Annotated in this window: 17 protein-coding genes; 4 read left to right on the top strand and 13 right to left on the bottom strand. The window is 66.8% G+C overall.

Annotation, left to right across the window (positions count from 1 at the left end; genetic code table 11):
* The 13 genes from WBB14_RS22470 to WBB14_RS22530 form a co-directional block, all read right to left on the bottom strand.
* A partial coding sequence (locus WBB14_RS22470) for an ABC transporter permease subunit (RefSeq protein WP_424241798.1) occupies positions 1–1328 on the bottom strand: 1328 nt, incomplete at its 3' end.
* A complete protein-coding gene (locus WBB14_RS22475; protein WP_424241799.1) occupies positions 1325–2365 on the bottom strand; it encodes a branched-chain amino acid ABC transporter permease in 1041 nt (346 codons plus the stop codon). The genes WBB14_RS22475 and WBB14_RS22470, both read right to left, overlap by 4 nt.
* Positions 2366–2527: 162 nt before the next feature.
* Positions 2528–3679, bottom strand: coding sequence for an ABC transporter substrate-binding protein (locus WBB14_RS22480; protein WP_013391688.1), 1152 nt, complete (start codon positions 3677–3679; stop codon positions 2528–2530).
* Positions 3680–3855: 176 nt separating this feature from the next.
* Positions 3856–4584, bottom strand: a complete 729-nt coding sequence (locus tag WBB14_RS22485; RefSeq protein WP_424241800.1) for an SDR family NAD(P)-dependent oxidoreductase — start codon at positions 4582–4584, stop codon at positions 3856–3858.
* A 50-nt stretch (positions 4585–4634) separates the two neighbouring features.
* Positions 4635–5420, bottom strand: coding sequence for a cyclase family protein (locus tag WBB14_RS22490; protein WP_175205216.1), 786 nt, complete (start codon positions 5418–5420; stop codon positions 4635–4637).
* A 44-nt stretch (positions 5421–5464) separates the two neighbouring features.
* A complete protein-coding gene (locus tag WBB14_RS22495) occupies positions 5465–6706 on the bottom strand; it encodes an SDR family NAD(P)-dependent oxidoreductase (protein WP_424241801.1) in 1242 nt (413 codons plus the stop codon).
* Complete coding sequence (locus tag WBB14_RS22500; RefSeq protein ID WP_424241802.1) at positions 6703–7872, bottom strand: thiolase family protein; 1170 nt, start codon at positions 7870–7872, stop codon at positions 6703–6705. Before WBB14_RS22500 ends, WBB14_RS22495 begins: the two co-directional genes overlap by 4 nt.
* A complete protein-coding gene (locus WBB14_RS22505) occupies positions 7869–9503 on the bottom strand; it encodes an AMP-binding protein (protein WP_424241803.1) in 1635 nt (544 codons plus the stop codon). Before WBB14_RS22505 ends, WBB14_RS22500 begins: the two co-directional genes overlap by 4 nt.
* Positions 9504–9512: 9 nt before the next feature.
* Entirely contained in the window at positions 9513–10004 is a 492-nt protein-coding gene (locus tag WBB14_RS22510) for an aromatic-ring-hydroxylating dioxygenase subunit beta (RefSeq protein ID WP_424241804.1), read from the bottom strand.
* The gene (locus WBB14_RS22515; RefSeq protein WP_424241805.1) at positions 10001–11320 is read right to left on the bottom strand and encodes an aromatic ring-hydroxylating dioxygenase subunit alpha; all 1320 of its coding nucleotides are present in this window, start codon (positions 11318–11320) and stop codon (positions 10001–10003) included. Before WBB14_RS22515 ends, WBB14_RS22510 begins: the two co-directional genes overlap by 4 nt.
* A 22-nt stretch (positions 11321–11342) precedes the next feature.
* Positions 11343–12320 (bottom strand): PDR/VanB family oxidoreductase, encoded by a 978-nt coding sequence (locus WBB14_RS22520; RefSeq protein ID WP_424241806.1) that lies wholly within the window; start codon positions 12318–12320, stop codon positions 11343–11345.
* Between the two features lie 26 nt (positions 12321–12346).
* On the bottom strand, positions 12347–13891 hold the full coding sequence (locus WBB14_RS22525) for an indolepyruvate oxidoreductase subunit beta family protein (RefSeq protein WP_424241807.1): 1545 nt from the start codon (positions 13889–13891) through the stop codon (positions 12347–12349).
* Between the two features lie 13 nt (positions 13892–13904).
* A complete protein-coding gene (locus WBB14_RS22530) occupies positions 13905–16127 on the bottom strand; it encodes a thiamine pyrophosphate-dependent enzyme (RefSeq protein ID WP_424241808.1) in 2223 nt (740 codons plus the stop codon).
* Positions 16128–16497: 370 nt separating this feature from the next.
* On the opposite strand from WBB14_RS22530, the gene WBB14_RS22535 reads away from it, so the two are divergent.
* The 4 genes from WBB14_RS22535 (at position 16498) to WBB14_RS22550 (ending at position 20744) form a co-directional block, all read left to right on the top strand.
* Positions 16498–16995: a MarR family winged helix-turn-helix transcriptional regulator gene (locus WBB14_RS22535; protein WP_424241809.1), complete on the top strand. Its 498-nt coding sequence runs from the start codon at positions 16498–16500 to the stop codon at positions 16993–16995.
* Positions 16996–17184: 189 nt separating this feature from the next.
* The gene (locus WBB14_RS22540; RefSeq protein WP_424241810.1) at positions 17185–18756 is read left to right on the top strand and encodes an ABC transporter substrate-binding protein; all 1572 of its coding nucleotides are present in this window, start codon (positions 17185–17187) and stop codon (positions 18754–18756) included.
* 84 nt (positions 18757–18840) lie between these two features.
* On the top strand, positions 18841–19830 hold the full coding sequence (locus tag WBB14_RS22545; RefSeq protein WP_424241811.1) for an ABC transporter permease: 990 nt from the start codon (positions 18841–18843) through the stop codon (positions 19828–19830).
* Positions 19830–20744 (top strand): ABC transporter permease, encoded by a 915-nt coding sequence (locus WBB14_RS22550; RefSeq protein WP_332014229.1) that lies wholly within the window; start codon positions 19830–19832, stop codon positions 20742–20744. The genes WBB14_RS22545 and WBB14_RS22550 overlap by 1 nt, the downstream gene beginning before the upstream one ends.
* The last annotated feature ends 1 nt before the right edge of the window (position 20745 follow it).

A 20745-nucleotide genomic window follows, 5' to 3' on the forward strand; every position in this document is an offset into this window, starting at 1 on the left:
TCCAGCACGCTCATGCGGCCCAGCAGGCGCACGTGCTGGAAGGTGCGCGACAGGCCCAGCCGCGCGATGCGGCGCGCGCCGGCGCCGGCCACGGACTGGCCCAGCAGCGTCACCGTGCCCGAGGTCGGCGTGTCCACGCCGGAGATCTGGTTGAACATGGTGCTCTTGCCGGCGCCGTTGGGCCCGATCAGCGCCAGGATTTCACCCGCGCGGATCTCCAGGTTCATGGCGTTGTTGGCGACCAGGCCGCCGAACTTGCGGGTCACGTCCACGGCCTTGAGCACCACCTCGCCGCGCGGCGGCATGGGCTTGCGCGGCAGCGGCTCGGCGTTCATGTCCAGCTTGCGCGGCTGCTTCTTCACCGGCACGCAGCGCGTCAGCACCGGCCACAGGCCGCTGCGGGCGCGATGCAGCAGCAGCACCATGCCGAAGCCGAACACGATCACCTCGAAGTTGCCGGTCTGGCCCAGCAGCTTGGGCATCCAGTCTTGCAACCATTGCTTGAGCACGGTGAAGACGCCCGCGCCGACCAGCGCGCCCCAGACCTGTCCCGCGCCGCCGATGACGGTCATGAACAGGTATTCGATGCCCATCTGCAAGCCGAAGGGGTTGGGGTTCACGAAGCGCTGCATGTGCGCATATAGCCAGCCCGAGGCGCAGGCCTGCAGCGCCGCGATGATGAAGATCACCATGCGCGAGCGGGCCGTGTCCACGCCCATGGATTCGGCCATCACGCGGCCGCCCTTGAGCGCGCGGATGGCGCGGCCTTCGCGCGAATCCAGCAGGTTCTGGGTGGACCACACGGCCACCAGCAGGAAGGCCCAGATCAGGTAGTAGATGTTGTCGCCCTGGTTCAGGGTCCAGCCGAACAGGCTGATGGCGGGAATGTCCGGGATGCCGGTATGGCCGCCCAGGCCCTCGACCGAGCCGAAGACGAAGTACAGCGACAGGCCCCAGGCGATCGTGCCCAGCGGCAGGAAATGGCCCGACAGCTTCAGCGTGATCGCGCCCAGCAGGTAGGCGATGACCACGGTCAGCGCCAGTCCGGCCAGCAAGGTCAGCCAGGGCGAGGAGCCCAGCCATGCCAGCCAGGACGGCAGCGTATCGGCGCGGGTGGTCAGCAGCGCGGTGGTGTAGGCGCCCACGCCCACGAAGGCGGCCTGCCCGAAGCTGGTCAGGCCGCCGACGCCGGTCAGCAGCACCAGGCCCAGCGCCACCATGGCATACAGGCCGATGTAGTTCAGCAGCGTGACGTAGAACGGCGGCAGCGCCAGCGGCGCCAGGGCCAGCAGCGCCAGGAATGCGAGGAGGATGTGGCGCGGGTTCATTCGTCTTCTTCCTCGACGTGATGGCTTTTCAGTGAACGCCAGAGCAGCACGGGGATGATCAGCGTGAACACGATGATTTCTTTGTAGGCGCTGGCCCAGAACGAGGAGAAGGCCTCGATCAGGCCGACCAGGATGGCGCCGGCCGCGGCCAGCGGATAGCTCACCAGGCCGCCGATGATGGCGCCCACGAAGCCCTTCAGGCTGACCATGAAGCCGGAGTCGAAATACATGGTGGTGATGGGGGCGATCAGGATGCCCGAGACCGTGCCGATCAATGCGGCCAGGAAGAATGTGGCCTTGCCGGCGAAGATCGGCGATATGCCCATCAGCCGCGCGCCCAGCCGGTTGAAGGCGGCCGCGCGCAGTGCCTTGCCGTACATCGAGCGTTCGAAGAACTGATAGAGCACGATGATGAGCAGCGCCGACACAGCCACCACCCACAGCGCCTGGCTATTGACGTTCAAGGGTCCCAGCGCCAGGCTGGCGTCGCTGAACGGCGCGGTGCGGGCGCCTTCGGCGCCGAAAGCCAGCAGTCCCAGGCCGACCAGCGCCAGGTGCACGGCAATGGAGACGATCAGCAGCACCAGCGTCGAGGCCGACGCGATGGGCTGGTAGAACAATCGATACAGCTGCGGTCCCATCGGCACCAGCAGCAGCAGCGTCAGCAACGCCTGCACCGCCATCGGTAGCTGGGCCAGCGGCAGCTTGTAGAACAGCGCGGCCAGCGCCAGCGGATAGGCTAGTTTGGCGGCCATGCGCCAGGCGCCGCGGTTGCGTCCCGGCCGCTTGCGGCGCGCCAGCAGATCGGCGCCGACCTCGGCCACTGCGAAGGCGAACAGCAGCCACACCAGCAGCACCGGCTTGCCGGCCTGGAGCGCGGCCATGGTCAGCGCGCCGAACGCGACGAACTCGCCTTGCGGGATGAACAGCACGCGGGTGACGGTAAAGACCAGCAGGATGGACAAGGCCAGCAGCGCATAGATGGCGCCGTTGGTGATGCCGTCCTGCCCGAGTATCAGGGCAATCTGAGCATTCATGCGAAATTCCGGGTAAGACAGACAAGCACGGCAGGCACGTCACCTCCTATCCGCGCTCCTACGGAGCAAACTCTGCGCACCCTATCGGGATGCCGCGGAGCCGGCTCTGCCGGTCCGCAGGCATGCCCCCTGGGGGGAAGCGCGCAGCGCTTCGGGGGGGGACTACTTCACCAATGTCCAGGCGCCGTCCTTGACGGTGATGAGTTCGCGGCCGCGGTCGTCGAAGCCGCTGTGGTCGGCGGCCGTCATGTTGTAGACGCCCTGGGTGCCGACCAGCTCCTTGGTCTGTTCCAGCGCATCGCGCAGCGCGTTGCGGAACTCCTTGGTGCCCGGCTTGCCAGCCTTCTCGGCGATCGGCACGGCTTTTTCCAGCAGCAGGCCGGCGTCGTAGACGTTGGCGCCGAAGGTGGCCGGCTTGGAGCCGTTGAGCTTTTCGTAGGCGGCGATGTAGTCGGCGGCGACCTTCTTGGACGGGTTGCTGTCCGGCATTTCCGGCAGCACCAGCATCAGGCTCGCGGCCAGCACCGTGCCTTCGACCTTTTTGCCGCCCAGCTTCAGGAAGTCGGGCAGGGCCGCGCCATGGGTCTGGTAGAACTTGCCCTTGTAGCCCTGATCGAACAGCGTCGTTTGCGGCAACACGCTGGCGGCGCCGGGGGCAGCCACCAGTACCGCGTCCGGCTTGGCGGCCAGGATCTTCAGCGCCTGGCCCGTGACCGAGCTGTCGAAGCGCAGGTAGCGCTCGTTGGCCGTGATCTTGATGCCCTTTTCAGCGGCCAGGCCCGCGAAGACCTTGGACCAGTTTTCGCCGTAGGGATCGTTCAGGCCGATGAAGCCAACCGTCTTGATGCCCGTCTTGACCATGTGGTCGACCAGCGCGCGCGCGATGATGTCGTCGTTCTGGGTGGTCTTGAAGACCCACTTCTTCTGTTCGTTCATGGGCAGCACCACCGCGGCGGTGCCCACCGGCGCCAGCATCGGCACGCCGGCCTCGGCCGCGAACTGGATCACGCCCATGGCGTTGGGCGAACCCGACGGGCCGATCAGCGCATCGACGTTCTGTTCCGAGATCAGCTTCTTGAAGGCCGTCACCGAGTTGGTGGAATCGCTGGCGTCATCCAGCGAGATGTACTCCACGGTCAGGTCGCCGATCTTCTTCGGCAGCAGCGGCACGGTGTTCTTCTGGGGTATCCCCACCAGCGCCGTGGGGCCGGTGGACGAGGTGACGACGCCGACCTTGACTTGGGCCAGGGCGGGCAGGGCGAACAGCGCGGCTACCGCGGCGGCCGCGGCCAGGGGGAGTTTCTTCGACAGCATGGCAAAACCTCCGGATAGGGAGCAGGGTGGGGGTGCGGCTGGAAAACGGAGAAAACAGGTACTGCTGGAATGGCTTGGATTGCGCTAATACTTGTTGCTTAAACTTTCTGTGCGCAGGCTACGCACTGTAGACCCGGTCCGCAGTGCTTACCTATCCGTCAAAACCCGAAGCGCGTTCAGATGGTGATGGAGCTGACGCTGGCGCCGCCGCAGACGAACAGCGTCTGGCCGGTGACGAAGCTGTTGGCCGGATCCGAGAAGAACATGACGGCGCGGGCCACATCATCCGAGCGGCCCAGGCGCTTGACTGGAATGCCGGCGGCCAGTTGCTTCTCGCGTTCGCTGCCGGGCTCGATGACCTCGTAGAACATGTCGGTCTGGATCGGGCCGGGGGCCACCACGTTGACCGTGATGCCATACGGCGCCAGTTCCAGCGACCAGGTGCGCGCCATCCCCACCATGCCGGCCTTGGTGGCCGAATAGGCGGTGCGGGTCGGCAGGCCTAGCGCGCCGCGCGAGGACATCATCACGATGCGGCCGAACTTGCGTTCCTGCATGCCGGGCAGGGCGGCCTGCACCAGGCTGATGGCGGCGCCCAGGTGGATCTGCGTCAGGCCGTGCAGCTCTTCCTGCGTGACTTGCGGCAGCAGGTTGGGCCAGATGACGCCGGCGTTGTGGATGATGTGGCTGATCGGAAACTTCGCCGCGGCTTCCGCGCCGGCCTGTGCGGTGGCTTCGGCGTCCAGCAGGTCCACTTGCACATTGTGCAGGCGCGGGTGGCTGAAGTCGGCGGCGCGGCGCGCCATGGAAATCACTTCGTAGCCTGCGTCCAGCATGCTGCGGCAGATTTCGGCGCCGATGCCGGCGCTGCCGCCGGTGACGATGGCGACGTTGGTGTGCGTCATGGAATTCCCCCTGTTGTCGTTGTCGTGCGGCCGGTTCAGGCGCGGCCGGCTCAGGCCTTGGGCGCCAGCGCCAGCACGCGCAGCGGGCTGCCCGAGCCGCTGCGGATCTTGAGCGGCGCCGAAAAGATCACCGCGCCGGTGGGCGGCAACTGGTCCAGGTTGGTCATGCACTGCAGGCCGTAGCGGTTGTTGCCGTGCATGTAGTAGTGGCAGGGATAGGGGGGATCCAGGTGCTGCGCCTGGCCCGCGTCGGTGCCCACCGACTCGGTGCCGAAGCCGTGCACGTCGCGCTCCTTGATCAGCCAGGGCACCACTTCCGCATCCGGGCCGGGCGAGTGCGCGCCGTCTTCCTGCAGGTTCAGGTAGTCGGCGGGCTTGGCGCGCTTGGACCAGTCGGTGCGCATCAACACCCAGGAACGCGCGGGAATGCGGCCGTGCCGCTCTTCCCATTTCTTCACGAAGTCCACGGTCAGCAGGAAGTCCGGATTGTCGCGAGACTCGGCCGAGCAGTCGATGACGCAGGCGCTGGCGATGAAGGCTTCGACCGGGATGGTGTCCACGGTATTGTCGGGCTGGTCCTTGCCCGTGACCCAGTGGGCCGGGGCGTCGAAGTGGGTGCCGGTGTGTTCGGAACACGAGAAGTTGTTCCAGTACCAGGCGGGTCCGCGCTCGTCATAGCGCGAGATCTCTTCGATGCGGAACGGCCAGGCCTGGCCGAACTCCGGCGGCAGCACGATGGTCGGGAACTCCGGCGTCAGCGTCTCGGTCAGGTCCACCACGCGGATGCGGCCGGACATCAGTTCGGCCATGAATTGGGCAAGAATGTTTTGGCTCATGTGCTGTTCCTCTCGGTTGGTGCGTTGTCGGGGACGGGCAGCCGTCAGGCGCCCAGCTCCCGTTCCAGTCCCTTGGGGTTTTCCGCCAGCCGGGCGCGGAATTCCTGCGCGACATCGCCGACGTAGACGTCCTCGATGCCTTCCTTCAGCGCGCGCACGATGGCGGCGGCTATCGCCGCGGGCGCCACGCGCGGGGGCGGCGTGCGCTGCTCCCATTCGTGATCCACCGGCCCGGGGAACACGTTCACCACCCGCACGCCCGCGCCGCGCATCTCGGCGCGCAGGCATTGCGCCAGGGACAGCGCGGCCGCCTTGGAGGCCGACCACATGCCGCGCGACGGCAGATTCATGTGGGCGTAGATGGACAGCACGTTGACCCAGGCTGTGGCGCTGTTGACACCATCCGCGGCGCGGCCGCATAGCGCCGGGCCGAAGCTCTGTGCCAGGCGCATCAGCCCCAGCACGTTCACGTCCATGGCGTCGCGCGCCGTGTTGACGTCCTTGCGGTTCAGCAGGCCGCCTTCGCGTTCCAGGTCGGCGGTGTTCACCAGGATCTCGACCTTGCCGCCGATAGAGGCGGCGACGCGCTCGACGGAATCAGTATCGGTCACGTCCAGCACGACCGCCTGCACGCGCGGGTCGGCCGCCAGCGCCTCGAAGGCGGCGTCGCGCTTCCAGGCTTGCGGGTCGCCCAGGAACACGGTCGGGCAGCCGGCGTCCAGCAGGGCGCGCGCCACGGCCTGGCCCACCGCCGACTTGCCGTCGGTGACCAGCGCGCGGCGGAATTTCGGATCGCACGAGGTTTCGCGCAGGGTCTTGTCGTCTTCCATGTTCGGCGTGTTCCTTTCAGGCAGGGCGATCATCACGGCCTGGCCGCTGCGGTCCAGCTTCAGCGCCAGGCGCACGCGGGCGCCGTCGGCGCAGTCCTGGTGCACGTGCGCCACCACCGAAGGGCCGGCCGTCATGCGCACCGTGCCCACGCGCCAGGGCAGGCGTTCGCGGAAATACAGGTCGTTGCTGTGATGCAGGGTGGTGCTGACCAGCAGCACGCCGCTGGGGTCGGCCGGACGCCAGGGCAGGCGCTCGGACAGGCAGTGGCCGCAGACTTCGCGGGGCGGATACTGGACCGCGCCGCAGTCGGCGCAGGTCTGCAGGTCGAAGCGGCCCTCGGCCGCGGCGGCGGTCAGCCCCAGCGCGCTGCGGCTGCGCCAGCCTGGCGGCAGGGTCGGCTGGCGGGTGCGGGCGATCGGGTTCTTGCGGGGCGGCTTGGCCAAGGGTTCGGTCATGCGTCGCTCCTAGCCAGGATGGCCGCGGCGGTGCACAGGCCGCGGTCGTAATTGATCATGCCGAAGCCGCTGACCATGCCGAGGCGGGCGTCGGCCACCTGCGTGCCGCCGGCCGTGCCGCTCAATTGGCGCAGCGCTTCCACCATGCCCAGATAGCCGCCGGCCGCACCGGCCTGGCCCACCGACAGCTGGCCGCCGTTGGTGTTGAAGGGAAAGCTGCCGTCCACGGTGAAGCTGTGGCTGCGCACGAAGTCCGGGGCCGAGCCCTTCTGGCAGAAGCCCAGGTCTTCCATCTGCATCAGGTTGATGACGGGGTAGTCGTCATAAGCTTGCAGAAAATCCATGTCGGCCGGCTGCGAGTTGGCCAGGCCATACAGCTCGTCCAGGTCCATGGTCCAGCCGCCGCGCGTCTGGATCGGATCTTCGATCCAGGCGTTGTGGCGTTCGATGGTGGAGAGGATGCGCGCGTAAGGCAGGTTCAGCGCGCACGCCCGCTCCTCGCTCATGACCAGGAAACCATCGGCGCCGGCGCAAGGCATCACGCAATCGAACAGGTGTATCGGGTCGGTAATGACGCGGGCGTCCAGATACTGGGCCAAGGTCAGCGGCTTTTTCATCAGCGCGTGCGGATAGCGCAGGGCGTTGTCGCGCTGCGCCACGCACAGCTTGCCGAAGTCTGCGCGGGTGGCGCCGGTCGTGCGCATGTAGTTGGCGGTCAGCAGTGCGAAGCTGGCGTTGGGGCCGCCTGCGCCGTAAGGGTAGACCGCGTCCTGCGCGAAGCGCGAGAACTGGCTGACGGTGTTGCGGAACGAGTCCACGTGATTGGTGTCGCCCGCGATGCAGGCCACGATGTTCGCGTCGCCGGCCTGCACGGCGCGGGCTGCGCGGCGCAACGCCGCCACGCCGCTGGCGCCGCCCATGGGGAGGTGGTCCAGCCAGCGCGGGCTCATGCCCAGGTGCTGCACCAGGCCGACGGCAGTGTCGGGCGCCAGGGTGAAGCTGGACACGCAGAGCCCGTCCACCTCGGTCTTGGCTACGCCCGCTTGCCGGATCAGCGCGCCCAGCGCCCGCCCCAGCCACCAGTGGGCGGCATGGGTGGAATAGCGCTCATACGGAATGGTGACGGGCAGGGCCGCCACCACGCCTTCATAGCCAAGGCGGCTCATCGCGCGGGCTCCTGGCGTTTCTTCATGTGGCCGGTGTCCACGCAGCGGGCCGTGCCGGGCAGCGTGGGCGCCAGGGCTTTCATTTCGCCGCGCTGGATTTTGTTGGTGGTGGTCAGCGGCAGGCTGTCGACGAAGGCGACGTAGCCGGGCGCCTTGTAATAGGCCAGCTGTTCCAGGCTCCATTGCACGATGCTGCGGGCGGCCTGTTCCATGGCGTCGCCCTCGGCCGGCAGGCTCTCGGGCACCACGCAGGCCAGCACTTCGTCGCCGCGCACCGCGTCGGGTACGGCGGCGACCGCCACGGCCTTCACCAGCGGATGCTGCAGCAGCACGCTTTCCACTTCCACCGCGGAGATGTTCTCGCCGCTGCGGCGGATGACGTTCTTCTTGCGATCCACGAAGCGCAGCGCGCCGTCAGCGTCGCGGCGTACGATGTCGCCGGTGTGGAACCAGCCGTCCTCCCAGGCCTGGGTAGTGGCTTCCTCGTCCTTGAGATAGCCGGCAAAGAAGCCATAGCGCGGATCGTCGCCGGCGTGGCGCACCAGCAGTTCGCCGGGTTCGCCGGCGGCGGCTTGCGCGCCGGAATCGGCGACGATGCGCACCAATACGTCATCTTCCTCGCGGCCGAAACAGCTGCTGCCGATATGGCGCGGTTCGTGGTTGGCGATGATGACCGCGCCTGCGCCGGTCTCGGTCATGGCCCAGGCTTCCAGCAGGGGGAAACCGAAGCGCTCTTCGAAAGGCTGGTGCAGCTTGCGGTCCACGCCGGCGCCGAAGCCGAAGCGGATGGCGGGCTGTTTATCCCGCGCGGAGGGTTCGGCCTTCATCAGGATGGCGGGCATGACGCCCAGGTAGTGCAGCACCGTCGCGCCGGAGTCGCGCACGCTGTCCCACCAGGTCTTGGGATGGAAGCGGTCCAGCGGAATCAGGCAGCCGCCGGTCAGCACCATGGCCATGGCCGAATACGCCATGGCGTTCATGTGGACCAGGGGCAGCGGCGTCAGCATGCGTTCCTGGCCGGGGCGCAGTTCGCACAGGCCGCCGATGCGGGCGTACCAGCCGCCGGCGTGCAGGAAATAGCGGTTGGGCAGGATGCAGCCCTTGGGCCGTCCGGTGGTGCCGGACGTGTAAAGCAACGCGCATTCGCTCAGCACGCCGGGTTCGCTGTCGGCCAGCGGCGCCGCAAACGGCGCGGCGGGCGGCGTATCGTCCGGGCCCATCACCCGCAGTTCGCGGCCGGCGCGCTGCGCGGCGGCCAGCAGGTCGGCGTGGCGTTCGGGCAACGCCACGGCCAGCGCGATCTCCGAGTGTCCCGTCAGGTATTCGAGTTCAGCCGCGCGCAGATCGGGATTGATGGGCACCACCGACACGCCCAGCGCGTTCAGCGCGAACCAGTGCAGGAAGAAGGCGGGGCGGTTCTCCAGCAGCAGGCCGGCGCGGTGGCCGTGGCCGTAGCCGGCGCGGGCATAGGCTGCGCGCAGGGTCTCGATGGCCTCGGCGGCCTGGGCGTAGGCCAGCTCGCCGGCGGCGATGCCGTAGGCCTGCGCGGTTTCCGGCAGGATGCACAGAAAGGGCTGGGCGCCGTAGCGGGCCGCGGTGTCGCGGAATGCCTGATGGACGGTGGTGCTCACAAGCCGCTCCTACATGAACAATTGGATATTGCCGAAGGCCGAATCGCAGTTGACGAGGTCGACGCGTTTCAGGCGGATGCGCAGGGCGCCATCCTGTTCCACCAGATGGTGGGTGGCCCAGCCCGCGTACAGCGTCTGCGTGTCGTGCCGCGTTTCGACGTAATGGAAGGCGGTGCGCACCACGTGGCGGCCTTCGGCGGGCGCGGCATCGGGATGGCCATGCTCCACCATGGGCGCCTGCAGCAGGTGATGGCAGCGGCTCTTGGGTTGCTGCGAGAAGGTGCGCTGGCCGGCCAGGCGCTCCACGCGCACGCGCAGCAGCAGCTTGTCTTCGTACATCAACGAGGCGTGCAGCTTCGGGTCGGTCTGGCCATGGGCCAGCGGCATCCAGTAATAGCCGTCTTCGGTGTACAGGTTCAGCCAGTCCTCGAAGCGCAGCTCGTCCAGCATGCGCGCTTCGGCGTAGACAAAATCGATCAACTCGCGGTCGCTTGCGCTCATACCGACTCCGGTCCGGTCATGTAGCGGCCCCATGCGCGGTATTGGTTGCGCATCTGCCATTCATTGGTGCCATTGGTGGCGACGTTTTTCTGGCCGAGTTCGTCGGGCGAGTACAGCCGGCCCACGTTGACCCAGTCCCGCGCGCGCGATTGCAGGCCGTCCTGCGCGCGCTCGTACATTTCCAGGTCGTCGTGCCCGACCACGGAAGTCGGGGCGTTGATGAGGCGGTTGTACATGAGCGTGCGTTCCAGCAGAAGGTCGGGCGCGCCCACCAGGCGGAAGGTCCAGGATTCCACCAGCGTGCGGTCGGCGGCGATCGGCTTGAAGATGCGCAACGTCTGGATCGGACCCTTGACCATGATGTTGGGGAAGTACACGGTGTTGTGGCGCACGTCGCCCAGGATCTCTTTGGCGCGCTCCTCGCCATAGGCCGCGACCATCGAATCCCAGTAGCCCGGCACGCCGGAGTACGAGGCATGGATGGAGTCCGCCACGCCGGTATGGCCGTGGCCGTTTTCCCATACGCGTATGCCCATGTTCTCGAAGAACTCGTAGGGCGAGATGAAGGGCGCGAACAGTTCCACCGCCATGGGTTTGGGCGTGCCTTCCGGCGCCTGCTCCCAGACCTTGACGGCGGTGCCGGCCGACGATTCGTGCGCCACCATCGGGTGGCAGGTGTCGGTCTGGTTGTCGACCAGCATCTTCCAGTTGCAGCGGTGCATGTAGCGCAGCACGCCGCCGGCGACTTCCAACCGGCCTTCGGGCGAGCGGTCCACCATATTGTCCAGGGTGGAGAGCGATTCGCCGAAGAAGTCCTCGAAGGACTGGCCTTCCGGGTTCAGGCGGCAGAACACGAAGCCGCGATGGTTCTTCACGTCCTTCACGGCGGCCATGCCCTGGCTGGCTTCGCAGTTTTCCAGACCGGTGTTCTCGTAGCCCTTCTTCAGCGGAATGGACAGCAGGCTGCCGTCGGTCTTGAAGGTCCAGGCGTGGTAAGGGCAGCGGAAGAACTTGCCGGTATTGCCGCAGGCATCGCCCGCCACCATGGTGCCCTTGTGCGGACAGCGGTTGTGCAGCACCCGCACCGAGCGGTCGCTGTGGCGCACCATCACCACCGGCTGGTTGCCGACCGTGGTGGTGATGTAGTCGCCGGGATTGGGCACCTGGCTGTCGTGGCCCACGTAGGCCCAGGTGTTGGCGTACAGGCGTTCCATCTCCAGCTCGAACAGCTCCTGGTCGATGAACAGGTCCTTGTGCACCTCGGTGTCGCGCAGCAGGGCGCGGATGGCGTCGGGATTGTCGCGATATTTGGCCATGGTGGCGCTTCCTTGCGTCGGGCTACAGGTCCAGCACCAGGCGCGCCGATTTCGCGCGCGAGATGCAGATCTGGATGATCTTGCCGCTGGCCTTCTCGGTGTCCGAGAGGTAGTAGTCGCGGTGGTCGGGTTCGCCTTCCAGCACGGCGGCCTGGCAGACGCCGCATTCGCCGCGCTTGCAGTCGTACATCGGGTCGCAGCCTTCCTCTTCCATCACGTCGACGATGGTCTTGTCGGCGGGAATGGTCAGCACCCGGCCGGACTGGCGCAGTTCGACTTCGAAGGGCTGGTCGCCGGCCTGCGGCGCGGCGGTGACGAAGAGTTCGAAATGGATGTGGGCATCCGGCCAGTGGCGCGCGCGGGCGCCCTGGATGACCGCGTCGATCAGGCCCTTGGGGCCGCAGACGTACAGGTGCTGGCGCGGCGACGAGGCTTCCAGCAGCGCCTGCAGGTCAAAGCGGCAGGTCGGATCGTCGTCGGCGTGCAGGCTCAGGTCGTCTCCTGCCAGGGCTTGCAGCTCGGGCAGGAAGGCCAGCTGGTCCTTGCTGCGGCCACAGTAGTGCAGGTGGAAGGCGCGGCCCGCGGCCTTGAGCGCGGCCGCCATGGACGCCACGGGCGTGATGCCGATGCCGCCCGCGATCAGCACCACGGGTTCGTCGCCGGCGGGCGATTCGTGCAGCGGGAAGTCGTTCTTCGGGCCTTCGACCGTGAGCGTGTCGCCCTCGGCCAGCGCGTGCATGTGGCGCGATCCGCCCTGGCTGGTTTCTTCCAGGCGCACGCCCAGGCGGTATTCCGCCGGCTGGGCGAACTTGCCGGCCTCGGGCGCCAATTGCACCAGCGAATAGCAGCGCGGCTCGCGCAGGCCCGGCACCGTCACCTTCAGGTGCGCGCCCGGCCCGAAGGCGGGCAGGGGGCCGGCGTCTTCGCGCGCCAGCCGGAACGAACGGATCAGCGGCGATTCCTGCCGGACTTCCCGGACGATGAGTTTCAGTGTCTGCACGGCATTTGTCCCTATCTTTACTTGTCTCAGGCCGCCAGCTTGTCAGCCAACTGGCGTTCCATGGGGCCGCATTTTTCATTGGCCAGCGCGGTTTCGCGCAGCGAGCGCAGCGTTTCGGCGGCGTCGGGCCGGCCGACCAGCTGTTCCGCCGCGGCGAGCAACTGGCGGTACTTGCCGCCGCCGCGCACGTGCGTGTCGCTATAGCCCTTGACCAGGCGGCGGCAGTTGACGGCTTCGACGGCCAGCGCGTAGTCGCGCGGGGCCAGCCTGGCGATCAGGTCCAGCCACTGTTCCAGGCCGGCGGCTTCGGCCTGGTGGCGCAGCGTGCTGCGGCGGAAGCGCCGCATGCCGGCCAGCGTGTACAGCATCAGGAAGCCGCCCAGCGTGCCGCTCTGCATGCGGCGGCCATGGCCCAGGCGGCGCTCGACGAAGCCGCCGAAGGCCTTGGAGCCTTCGAGCCAGCGGCCCAGCCCGGCGGGCAGCGTGCCGCAGATCTCTTCCAGGCGCGGGTGCATGAATTCCGTGGTGTAGACCAGCTGGTCGGGGCGCGCGCCCACTTCCTGGCGCACGCGGTCAAAGCGGGTGGCGCGGGTCTTCAGGTCGGCTACGCGGATCACGTCGTCGTAGGCCATGGCCGTGGCCACGTAGCGCGCGGCGGCACAGGTCAGCGCCCATTGGCGCGCTTCGCCGCCATGGGCGGCGTCCAGGTCGCGGATGGCCTTCATGCGGCGCAGGTACTCGGCGGCATAGGCCAGGTCCTGGAATTCGATCTGGCGGCGCACGCCCACGGTCAGCATGGGCTGCGCACAGACGGGGAAGTCGCGTTTGACCGTATCCAGCAGGGCTTGCGCCTTGGGGCTGGCGGCGCGTTCGGGCACGGCCGGCACAGGGCGCGCCAGATCGATGGGGGCAGGCTGCGCGGGCGCCTGGTCGGCGGATTCATAGCCCAGCGCAAAGGCGCGCAGGCTGGCTTCCACCCCCAGTCCGGCACGGCGCACCGTGGCTTCGAAATCGTCGCGCGAGAACGGCAGCGCGCCGCTGCCGGCCACCGCGCCGAACAGGCTGGCGCTGATGACGCTGCCGGCGCGGTCGGCCAGGTCCTGCAGGTCGAAGCAGAGGAAGCGCTTGGCCGCGGCGCGGCCGGCTTCCAGCACCTTGTTCGGATCGGCGATGCCGTTGCCGGGCGCGGATTTTTCGCTGACCGCGTAGCTGCGGTGCGAAGAGGTCAGCAGCACCGTGCGTTCGGGCGTGACCAGCCCGCGCTGGATGGCGCGGCCGCCTTCCATCAGTTCGGCGGCGACCACGAGGTCGACGTCGCCCGGGGTCGGCATCAGCGCCAGGGCGGGCTGCCGTCCGGCGCGCTGCACCTCGGATTCCGGCAGCAATTCCAGGTAATAGATGGTGGCGCCGGTGCGCTGGGCCACGCCGGGCACCGAGGTGGTCTGGGCCCACCAGCCGGCGTGCTCGGCCATGTCGACGATCCAGTCGGCCAACACGCCGCCGCCCTGGCCGCCCATGGCCAGGATGGCGATCTTGATCGGGTTGGCTTGTTGCATAGCGGCCGGGTTCATGGAACAGGAATCCTCAGAGGGCGTAGTGGGCCAGGCGCGCGGCGCGGCGCCGTTGCAGGAAGCCGATGACGGCGGTGCGCATGCGCGCCAGGAAACGGTCGCGGCCGGTCGGGTTGTGGACGATGTCGGCGCGGTAGAAGGACGGGCAGAGCACGGCGGCATGGGCGACCTCGCCGCAATTGCCGCAGCCCACGCAACTGCTTTCCACGTGCGCCACCGGGTCTTCCTTCAGGGGGTCGCCGCTGTCCTTGACCGTCAGCGACGGGCAGCCCGACAGGCGGATGCAGGCATGGTCGCCGGTGCATACGTCCGGGTCCACGCCGAAGCGTTCCTTCACCACGCGCTTGCCTTCCTTCACTGCCTTGTTGAATAGGGGCTTGATGCGGCGCTGCTTGTTCAGCATGCATTCCGACTGCGCGATGATGACCTTGGGGCCCTTGATGTCGGTGGTCAGCGCCTCTTCGATGGTGGCGCGCACCTTGGCGACGTCATAAGTGCGGTCCAGCGTGCGCACCCATTTCACGCCCACGCCGCGCACAGCCGCGTCGATCGGGTTGTTGGTGGAGCGGTCCGGATTTTCGGCGCGCGAGGACAGGATGTCCTGGCCGCCCGTGGCCGAGGCGTAGAAGTTGTCGACGATGACGATGACGCCGTCGTACTTGTTGAACACCGCGTTGCCGATGCCCGAGGACAGCCCGTTATGCCAGAAGCCGCCGTCGCCCATGATGGAGATGGGGCGCTTGGCAGCCGGCACGTTGAAGGCCGCGGCGCTGGAGGCGCCCAGGCCGTAGCCCATGGTGGTGGCGCCCAGGTTGAACGGCGGCAGGATGGAGAACAGGTGGCAGCCGATGTCGCAGGAAATATGGTGCTGGCCCAGCGTTTCCTGCGCCAGGGTCAGGGCCGAGAAGATTGGCCGTTCCGGACAGCCCGTACAGAAACCGGCGGGGCGCGGCGGCACCACGGCGGCCAGGCCCTCGACGTGCTTGTGGAAGGTGATGGGCTGTTCGGCCGGGCGGGCGGGCTTGGGCCGCGCCACTTCGGTGACCTGGAGCTGGCGTTCGGCAGCTTCGGCATCGGCCGCGGCGGCGGGATGCGTCTGCAGCGATTCCGGGCGCTGCCGCTTGAGGAATTCGCGCAGGCCGTCGCGCATGACCTGGGTGGTGTACTCGCCCGCCATCGGCAGCACGTCCTTGCCGGACAGCTTGGTGTCGATGCCGGCGCGGCGCAGCACGGCGTGCAGGTTCTGTTCGATGTAGTCCGGCTGGCCTTCTTCCAGCAGCAGCACGGCGCGCTTGCCGCGGCAGAAGTCGATGACCTCGTCCTCGATGACGGGGTAGGTCACGTTCATGACGTACAGCGGGATGCGGCTGTTGCCGAAGTTGTCGGCCAGGCCCAGCAGCTGCAGCGCGCGGATCACGCCGTTGTAGAGCCCGCCTTGCAGGATCAGGCCGATATCGTCCTGGTCGCCGTCGAAGTGCTCGTTGAGCTTGTGCTCCTTGATGTAGCGGATGGCGGCGGGCCAGCGCTCCTTGATCTTTTCCTGCTCGTGCAGGAAGGAGGCCGGCGGCAGCACGATGCGGCTGGTGTCGCGCGCCGGATTCTCCAGCGCCTGGGCCAGCGAGAATTCGGGGCGCTTGTTTTCCTTGGCGATGAAGCGGCCGTGCACGTGGCAGCCGCGGATGCGCAACTGCAGCATCACGGGCGTCTTGCTGGCCTCGGACAGCTCGAAGCCGTCTTCCACCGCCTTGACCATGCTTTCCAGGTTGGGGCGCGGGTCCAGCAGCCAGATCTGCGACTTCATGGCGAACGCGTGCGAGCGTTCCTGCATGATGGACGAGCCTTCGCCGTAGTCCTCGCCCACGATGACGAGCGAGCCGCCCGTGACGCCGCCGGAAGCCAGGTTGGCCAGCGCGTCGGACGCAACGTTGGTGCCCACGGTGGACTTCCAGGTGACCGCTCCGCGGATGGGGTACATGACCGACGCGGCCAGCGTCGCTGCTGCGGTGGCTTCGGAGGCGCTGGCCTCGAAGTGCACGCCGAGTTCCTGGAGGATGTCATTGGCGTCGGCCAGCACGTCCATCAGATGCGAGATCGGCGAGCCCTGGTAACCCGCGACGTAGCCCACGCCGGATTGCAGCAAGGCCTTGGTGACCGCAAGTATGCCTTCTCCGCGGAACTCTTCGCCCGCGCCGATGCGCAACTGCTGGACTTCTTTTTTGAAAGACCTTTCAGCCATCTGGCTCTCCTTCGCGGCCCGGCCTGCGGGTCCTCAATGATTGCTGCTGCGCAGCATCGTCACGTCAGGAAATTCTCGTCTTAAAAATACTTTAGGAGTCAACGTTTTAGCTGTCAACAAAAAAGATGAAATTTCATGGAAAACAAAAAATATCACGCTAAAACAATGACGTATATACTCGTTGTTCTCTAGTTCGCAGCGCGATTGAGGCGCTGCGATGGTGCAAAAACGGGTTGCGATTCCGGGTATACCCTGTGCTGCGCAACAGCATTGCGGCACATCATGGCGCGCGTTTGCGCCAGCGTGGTGCAATGCGCATTTCGTCGGGCCGGCGCAGGCCCTGGATTCCGGTGCGTGGGAGCAAAGCAACATGCGGTTGGACAAGCAGCGGGACACGGACGCGGCGGCGCACAAGGCCCGCTTCGTCGATGGTTATCTGGCCTATCTGCTGGCGCAGGCCAGCCAGCGCATTTCTGCGGAATTCCATCTGCAGGTGAAGGCGGCCGGCCTGTCGGTGACCGAATGGCGGGTGCTGGCCAGCCTGCAGGGCAGCCCGGGCGAAACCATAGGCATGCTGGCGGTGCTGGCCATCACCAAGCAGCCGACCCTGAGCAAGGTGGTGCAGCGCATGGAGGTCGAAGGCCTGGTGGCGCGCACCGGCGTGCGCGCGGACCGGCGCCAGACCCGGGTCTGCATCACCACCAAGGGCAGCAACCTGATCGCCGCGCTGTGCGATCAAGCCTTGCAGCACCAGAAGGCCGTGCTCGCGCCCTTCGGCGAGGAAAAGGCCGCGATGCTGATTGACATGCTGGAGGTGCTGATGACGGAGCACGTGCCGCTGGAACTGTCGGCGCCGGACGACGAATAGCCAGGCGGGCGTCCCCCGGGGCATACCCAACGCTGTTTGCTTCGATTATTTTGTTACAAGCTTATGTGTCCCCAATTGGTGTTCCCTCTGTGGAAACCCCCTACGGTACGCATAAACCCTCAATTGACGGAGGTCTTGCGGCTAGGCAATATCGCGCCGGTATTCAGACTACAGTCAGGAGTTGAACCTATGCGCCGCACTTTGATTGCTATCGCGATCGCCGCCGCCGTTGCCGTGCCCACGATCGGGCAAGCCAAGACCTTCCGCTGGGCCGCCCAGGGCGACATCCTCACCTTCGATCCGCACTCGCAGAACGAAGGCATGACGATCGCCGCCAACAGCTATGTCTACGAACCGCTGGTGGACTACGACAAGTCCTTCAAGATCAACCCGCGCCTGGCCACGGAGTGGGAGCAGGTGTCGCCCACGCTGTACCGCTTCAAGCTGCGCCCCGGCGTGAAGTTCCACGACGGCGCCGCCTTCACCGCCGACGACGTGGTGTTTTCGATCCACCGCGCCATGGCGCCCACCTCGAACTACAAGGCCTACACCACCGGCATCAAGGAAGCGCGCAAGATCGACGACCTGACGGTCGAGATCGAAACCTCGGCGCCCAACCCCGTGCTGCTGCGCCAGCTGACCAACGTGTTCATCATGAACAAGGCCTGGTCGGAAAAGAACAACGCCGCCAAGCCGCAGGACTTCGTCAACAAGGAAGAGACCTACGCCGCGCGCAACACCAACGGCACCGGCCCCTACAAGCTGAAGTCGCGCGAAGTCGACGTGCGCACGGTGTTCGAGGAAAACAAGGACTGGTGGAACAAGGCCGGCAAGGTCGGCAACGTGACCGAAGTCGTGTTCACGCCGATCAAGCAGAACGCCACGCGCACCGCGGCGCTGCTGTCGGGCGAAATCGACTTCGTGCTGGATCCGGCGGCCCAGGACCTGGAGCGCCTGCGCCAGTCGGCCAAGGTGGTGGAAGGCAACGAATACCGCACCATCTACCTGGGCCTGGACCAGAAGCGTCCGGAACTCCAGTACTCCAACATCAAGGGCAAGAACCCGTTCCAGGACATCCGCGTGCGCGAAGCGCTGTACCGCGCCATCGACGTGGACGCGATCAAGCGCGCCGTGATGCGCGGCCTGTCCGCGCCCACCGGCACGATGATCGCGCCGCAGGTGCACGGCTGGGCCCAGACCCTGCAAGCGCGCGTGCCCTACGATCCCGAAAAGTCCCGCGCCCTGCTGAAGGACGCCGGCTACGACGGCACGCTGAACTTCACGCTGGACTGCCCGAACAACCGCTACATCAACGACGAAGCCATCTGCCAGGCGGTCGTCGGCATGTGGGCCAAGGTGGGCGTCAAGGCCACCATGAACGCCATGCCGCGCTCCACCTATTTCCCCAAGGTGCAGTCGTTCGACACCAGCGCCTTCCTGTTCGGCTGGGGCGTGCCCACGTTCGACGCCATGTACACGCTGCAGAACCTGATCCGCACCAAGGGCGAGGGCGCGGACGGCATGTACAACCTGGGCAACTACAGCAACAAGGAACTGGACGTCATCATCGACCGGATCAAGACCGAAACCGATCCGGCCAAGCGCGACGCCGATATCATCACCGTGCTGCAAGGGCACGCCAAGGACTTCGGCCACATCCCGCTGCACGACCAGGTCATTCCCTGGGCCATGCGCAAGAACGTCACGGTCATCCACCGTGCCGACAATCGCCTCGTTGCCGATTGGGTCAAGGTTGACTGATCCAGGCTAATCAAACGGCGCAGCCCGCTGGCCTGTTCATACCGAGCAGGCCAGCGGGCTTTCGCTGTTTCGCCTTTTCCGCCTATGTTTGCTTTCATACTGCGTCGCCTGTTGCAGGCCGTAGCGGTGATGCTCACCGTCGCGCTACTGGCCTTTGTGCTTTTTCAATACGTCGGCGACCCCGTCACCATCATGCTGGGACAGGACGCCACCGATGCCGAACGCATCGAACTGCGTGAGCGCCTGGGGCTGAACGAGCCCGCCATCGTCCAATTCGGCCATTTCGTGGGCAACGCCCTGCAGGGCAATTTCGGCATCTCCCTGCGCCAGAGCGAACCGGTTTCCACCCTGCTGAAATCCCGCCTGCCGGCCACGCTGGAGCTGTCCATGGTGGCTGCCTTGCTGGCGCTGCTGGTGGGCGTGCCGCTGGGCGTGTACACCGCGCTCAAGCGCAACAGCCTGGTGTCCCAGCTGCTGCTGGCCGGCTCCTTGCTGGGCGTGTCGCTGCCCACCTTCCTGATCGGCATCCTGTTGATCCTGGTGTTCTCCGTGCAACTGGGCTGGCTGCCCAGCTACGGGCGGGGCGACACCGTCAGCGTGGGCTGGTGGTCATCGGGGCTGTTCACCGCCACGGGCTGGAAGCACTTGATCCTGCCGTCGATCACCCTGTCGCTGTTCCAGATGACCCTGGTGCTGCGGCTGGTGCGCTCGGAGATGCTGGAGGTGCTGCGTTCGGACTACATCAAGTTTGCGCGCGCCCGCGGCCTGAAGCGCCGCGCCATCCACTTCGGCCATGCGCTGAAGAATACGATGGTGCCGGTCATCACCATCACCGGCCTGCAGCTGGGCGGCATCATCGCCTTCGCCATCGTCACGGAAACCGTATTCCAGTGGCCGGGCATGGGGCTGCTGTTCATCCAGGCGGTGCAATTCGCCGACGTGCCCGTCATGGCGGCCTACCTGTGCCTGATCGCGCTGGTGTTCGTGGTGATCAACCTGATCGTCGATCTTTTGTATTTTGTCGTGGACCCGCGCCTGCGTTCCGGGCTGACCCGCGGCGGGGGGGCTCACTGATGCGCGCCGTACTCAAACGCTGGTGGGACAGCGACATCGCCTGGGCCTGGCGCCGGGCGCCCGTGGCCATCATCGCCACCTTGATGTTGGCGGCTTTGCTGATCGGCTCCTTCGGGGCCGGCTGGGTGGCGCCGCACAACCCGTTCGACCTGACGAAGGTGGAATTGCTGGACGCGCTGCTGCCGCCGGCCTGGGAGGCCAACGGCCAGCCTACCTATCTGCTGGGCACCGACAGCCAGGGCCGCGACCTGTACTCGGCCATCCTGTACGGCACCCGGGTGTCGCTGCTGATCGGCCTGGCCTCGGTGCTGTTGTCCATGCTGATCGGCATCGTGTTGGGGCTGATATCGGGTTACGCGGGCGGGCGTATCGACGCCTTCATCATGCGTATCGCCGATGTGCAGCTGTCGTTCCCCGCCATCCTGATCGCGCTGCTGATCGATGGCGTGGCACGGGCGGCGGTGCCGCGCGAGCTGCATGAGCTGATCGCGTTCCCGGTGCTGATCGGCGCGATCGCATTGGCGGGCTGGCCGCAGTACGCGCGCACGGTGCGCGGCTCCACCCTGGTGGAGAAGAACCGCGAGTACGTGCAGGCGGCGCGCGTGATCGGCGTGGCCTCGCCCGTCATCATGTTCCGCCACGTGCTGCCCAATGTGCTGGGGCCGGTGCTGGTGCTGGCCACGGTGCATCTGGCCACGGCCATCATCACCGAAGCCACGCTGTCGTTCCTGGGCGTAGGGGTGCCGCCGACGGCGCCGTCGCTGGGTACGCTGATCCGCATCGGCAACGACTTCCTGTTTTCCGGCGAATGGTGGATCACCATCTTCCCGGGCGCGGCGTTGGTGCTGCTGGTGCTGTCGGTCAACCTGCTCGGTGACTGGCTGCGCGATGCGCTCAACCCCCGGCTGAATTGAG

Source organism: Achromobacter sp., assembly GCF_049647645.1.
GTDB lineage: Bacteria > Pseudomonadota > Gammaproteobacteria > Burkholderiales > Burkholderiaceae_B > Achromobacter.

Coding starts and splice junctions, on each gene's coding strand:
- WBB14_RS22515 (WP_424241805.1), bottom strand. CDS start 11,320: ATGGCCAAATATCGCGACAATCCCGACGCCATCCGCGCCCTGCTGCGC.
- WBB14_RS22500 (WP_424241802.1), bottom strand. CDS start 7,872: ATGAGCCGCCTTGGCTATGAAGGCGTGGTGGCGGCCCTGCCCGTCACC.
- WBB14_RS22495 (WP_424241801.1), bottom strand. CDS start 6,706: ATGACCGAACCCTTGGCCAAGCCGCCCCGCAAGAACCCGATCGCCCGC.
- WBB14_RS22550 (WP_332014229.1), top strand. CDS start 19,830: ATGCGCGCCGTACTCAAACGCTGGTGGGACAGCGACATCGCCTGGGCC.
- WBB14_RS22545 (WP_424241811.1), top strand. CDS start 18,841: ATGTTTGCTTTCATACTGCGTCGCCTGTTGCAGGCCGTAGCGGTGATG.
- WBB14_RS22530 (WP_424241808.1), bottom strand. CDS start 16,127: ATGGCTGAAAGGTCTTTCAAAAAAGAAGTCCAGCAGTTGCGCATCGGC.
- WBB14_RS22485 (WP_424241800.1), bottom strand. CDS start 4,584: ATGACGCACACCAACGTCGCCATCGTCACCGGCGGCAGCGCCGGCATC.
- WBB14_RS22480 (WP_013391688.1), bottom strand. CDS start 3,679: ATGCTGTCGAAGAAACTCCCCCTGGCCGCGGCCGCCGCGGTAGCCGCG.
- WBB14_RS22490 (WP_175205216.1), bottom strand. CDS start 5,420: ATGAGCCAAAACATTCTTGCCCAATTCATGGCCGAACTGATGTCCGGC.
- WBB14_RS22510 (WP_424241804.1), bottom strand. CDS start 10,004: ATGAGCGCAAGCGACCGCGAGTTGATCGATTTTGTCTACGCCGAAGCG.
- WBB14_RS22475 (WP_424241799.1), bottom strand. CDS start 2,365: ATGAATGCTCAGATTGCCCTGATACTCGGGCAGGACGGCATCACCAAC.
- WBB14_RS22540 (WP_424241810.1), top strand. CDS start 17,185: ATGCGCCGCACTTTGATTGCTATCGCGATCGCCGCCGCCGTTGCCGTG.
- WBB14_RS22525 (WP_424241807.1), bottom strand. CDS start 13,891: ATGAACCCGGCCGCTATGCAACAAGCCAACCCGATCAAGATCGCCATC.
- WBB14_RS22535 (WP_424241809.1), top strand. CDS start 16,498: ATGCGGTTGGACAAGCAGCGGGACACGGACGCGGCGGCGCACAAGGCC.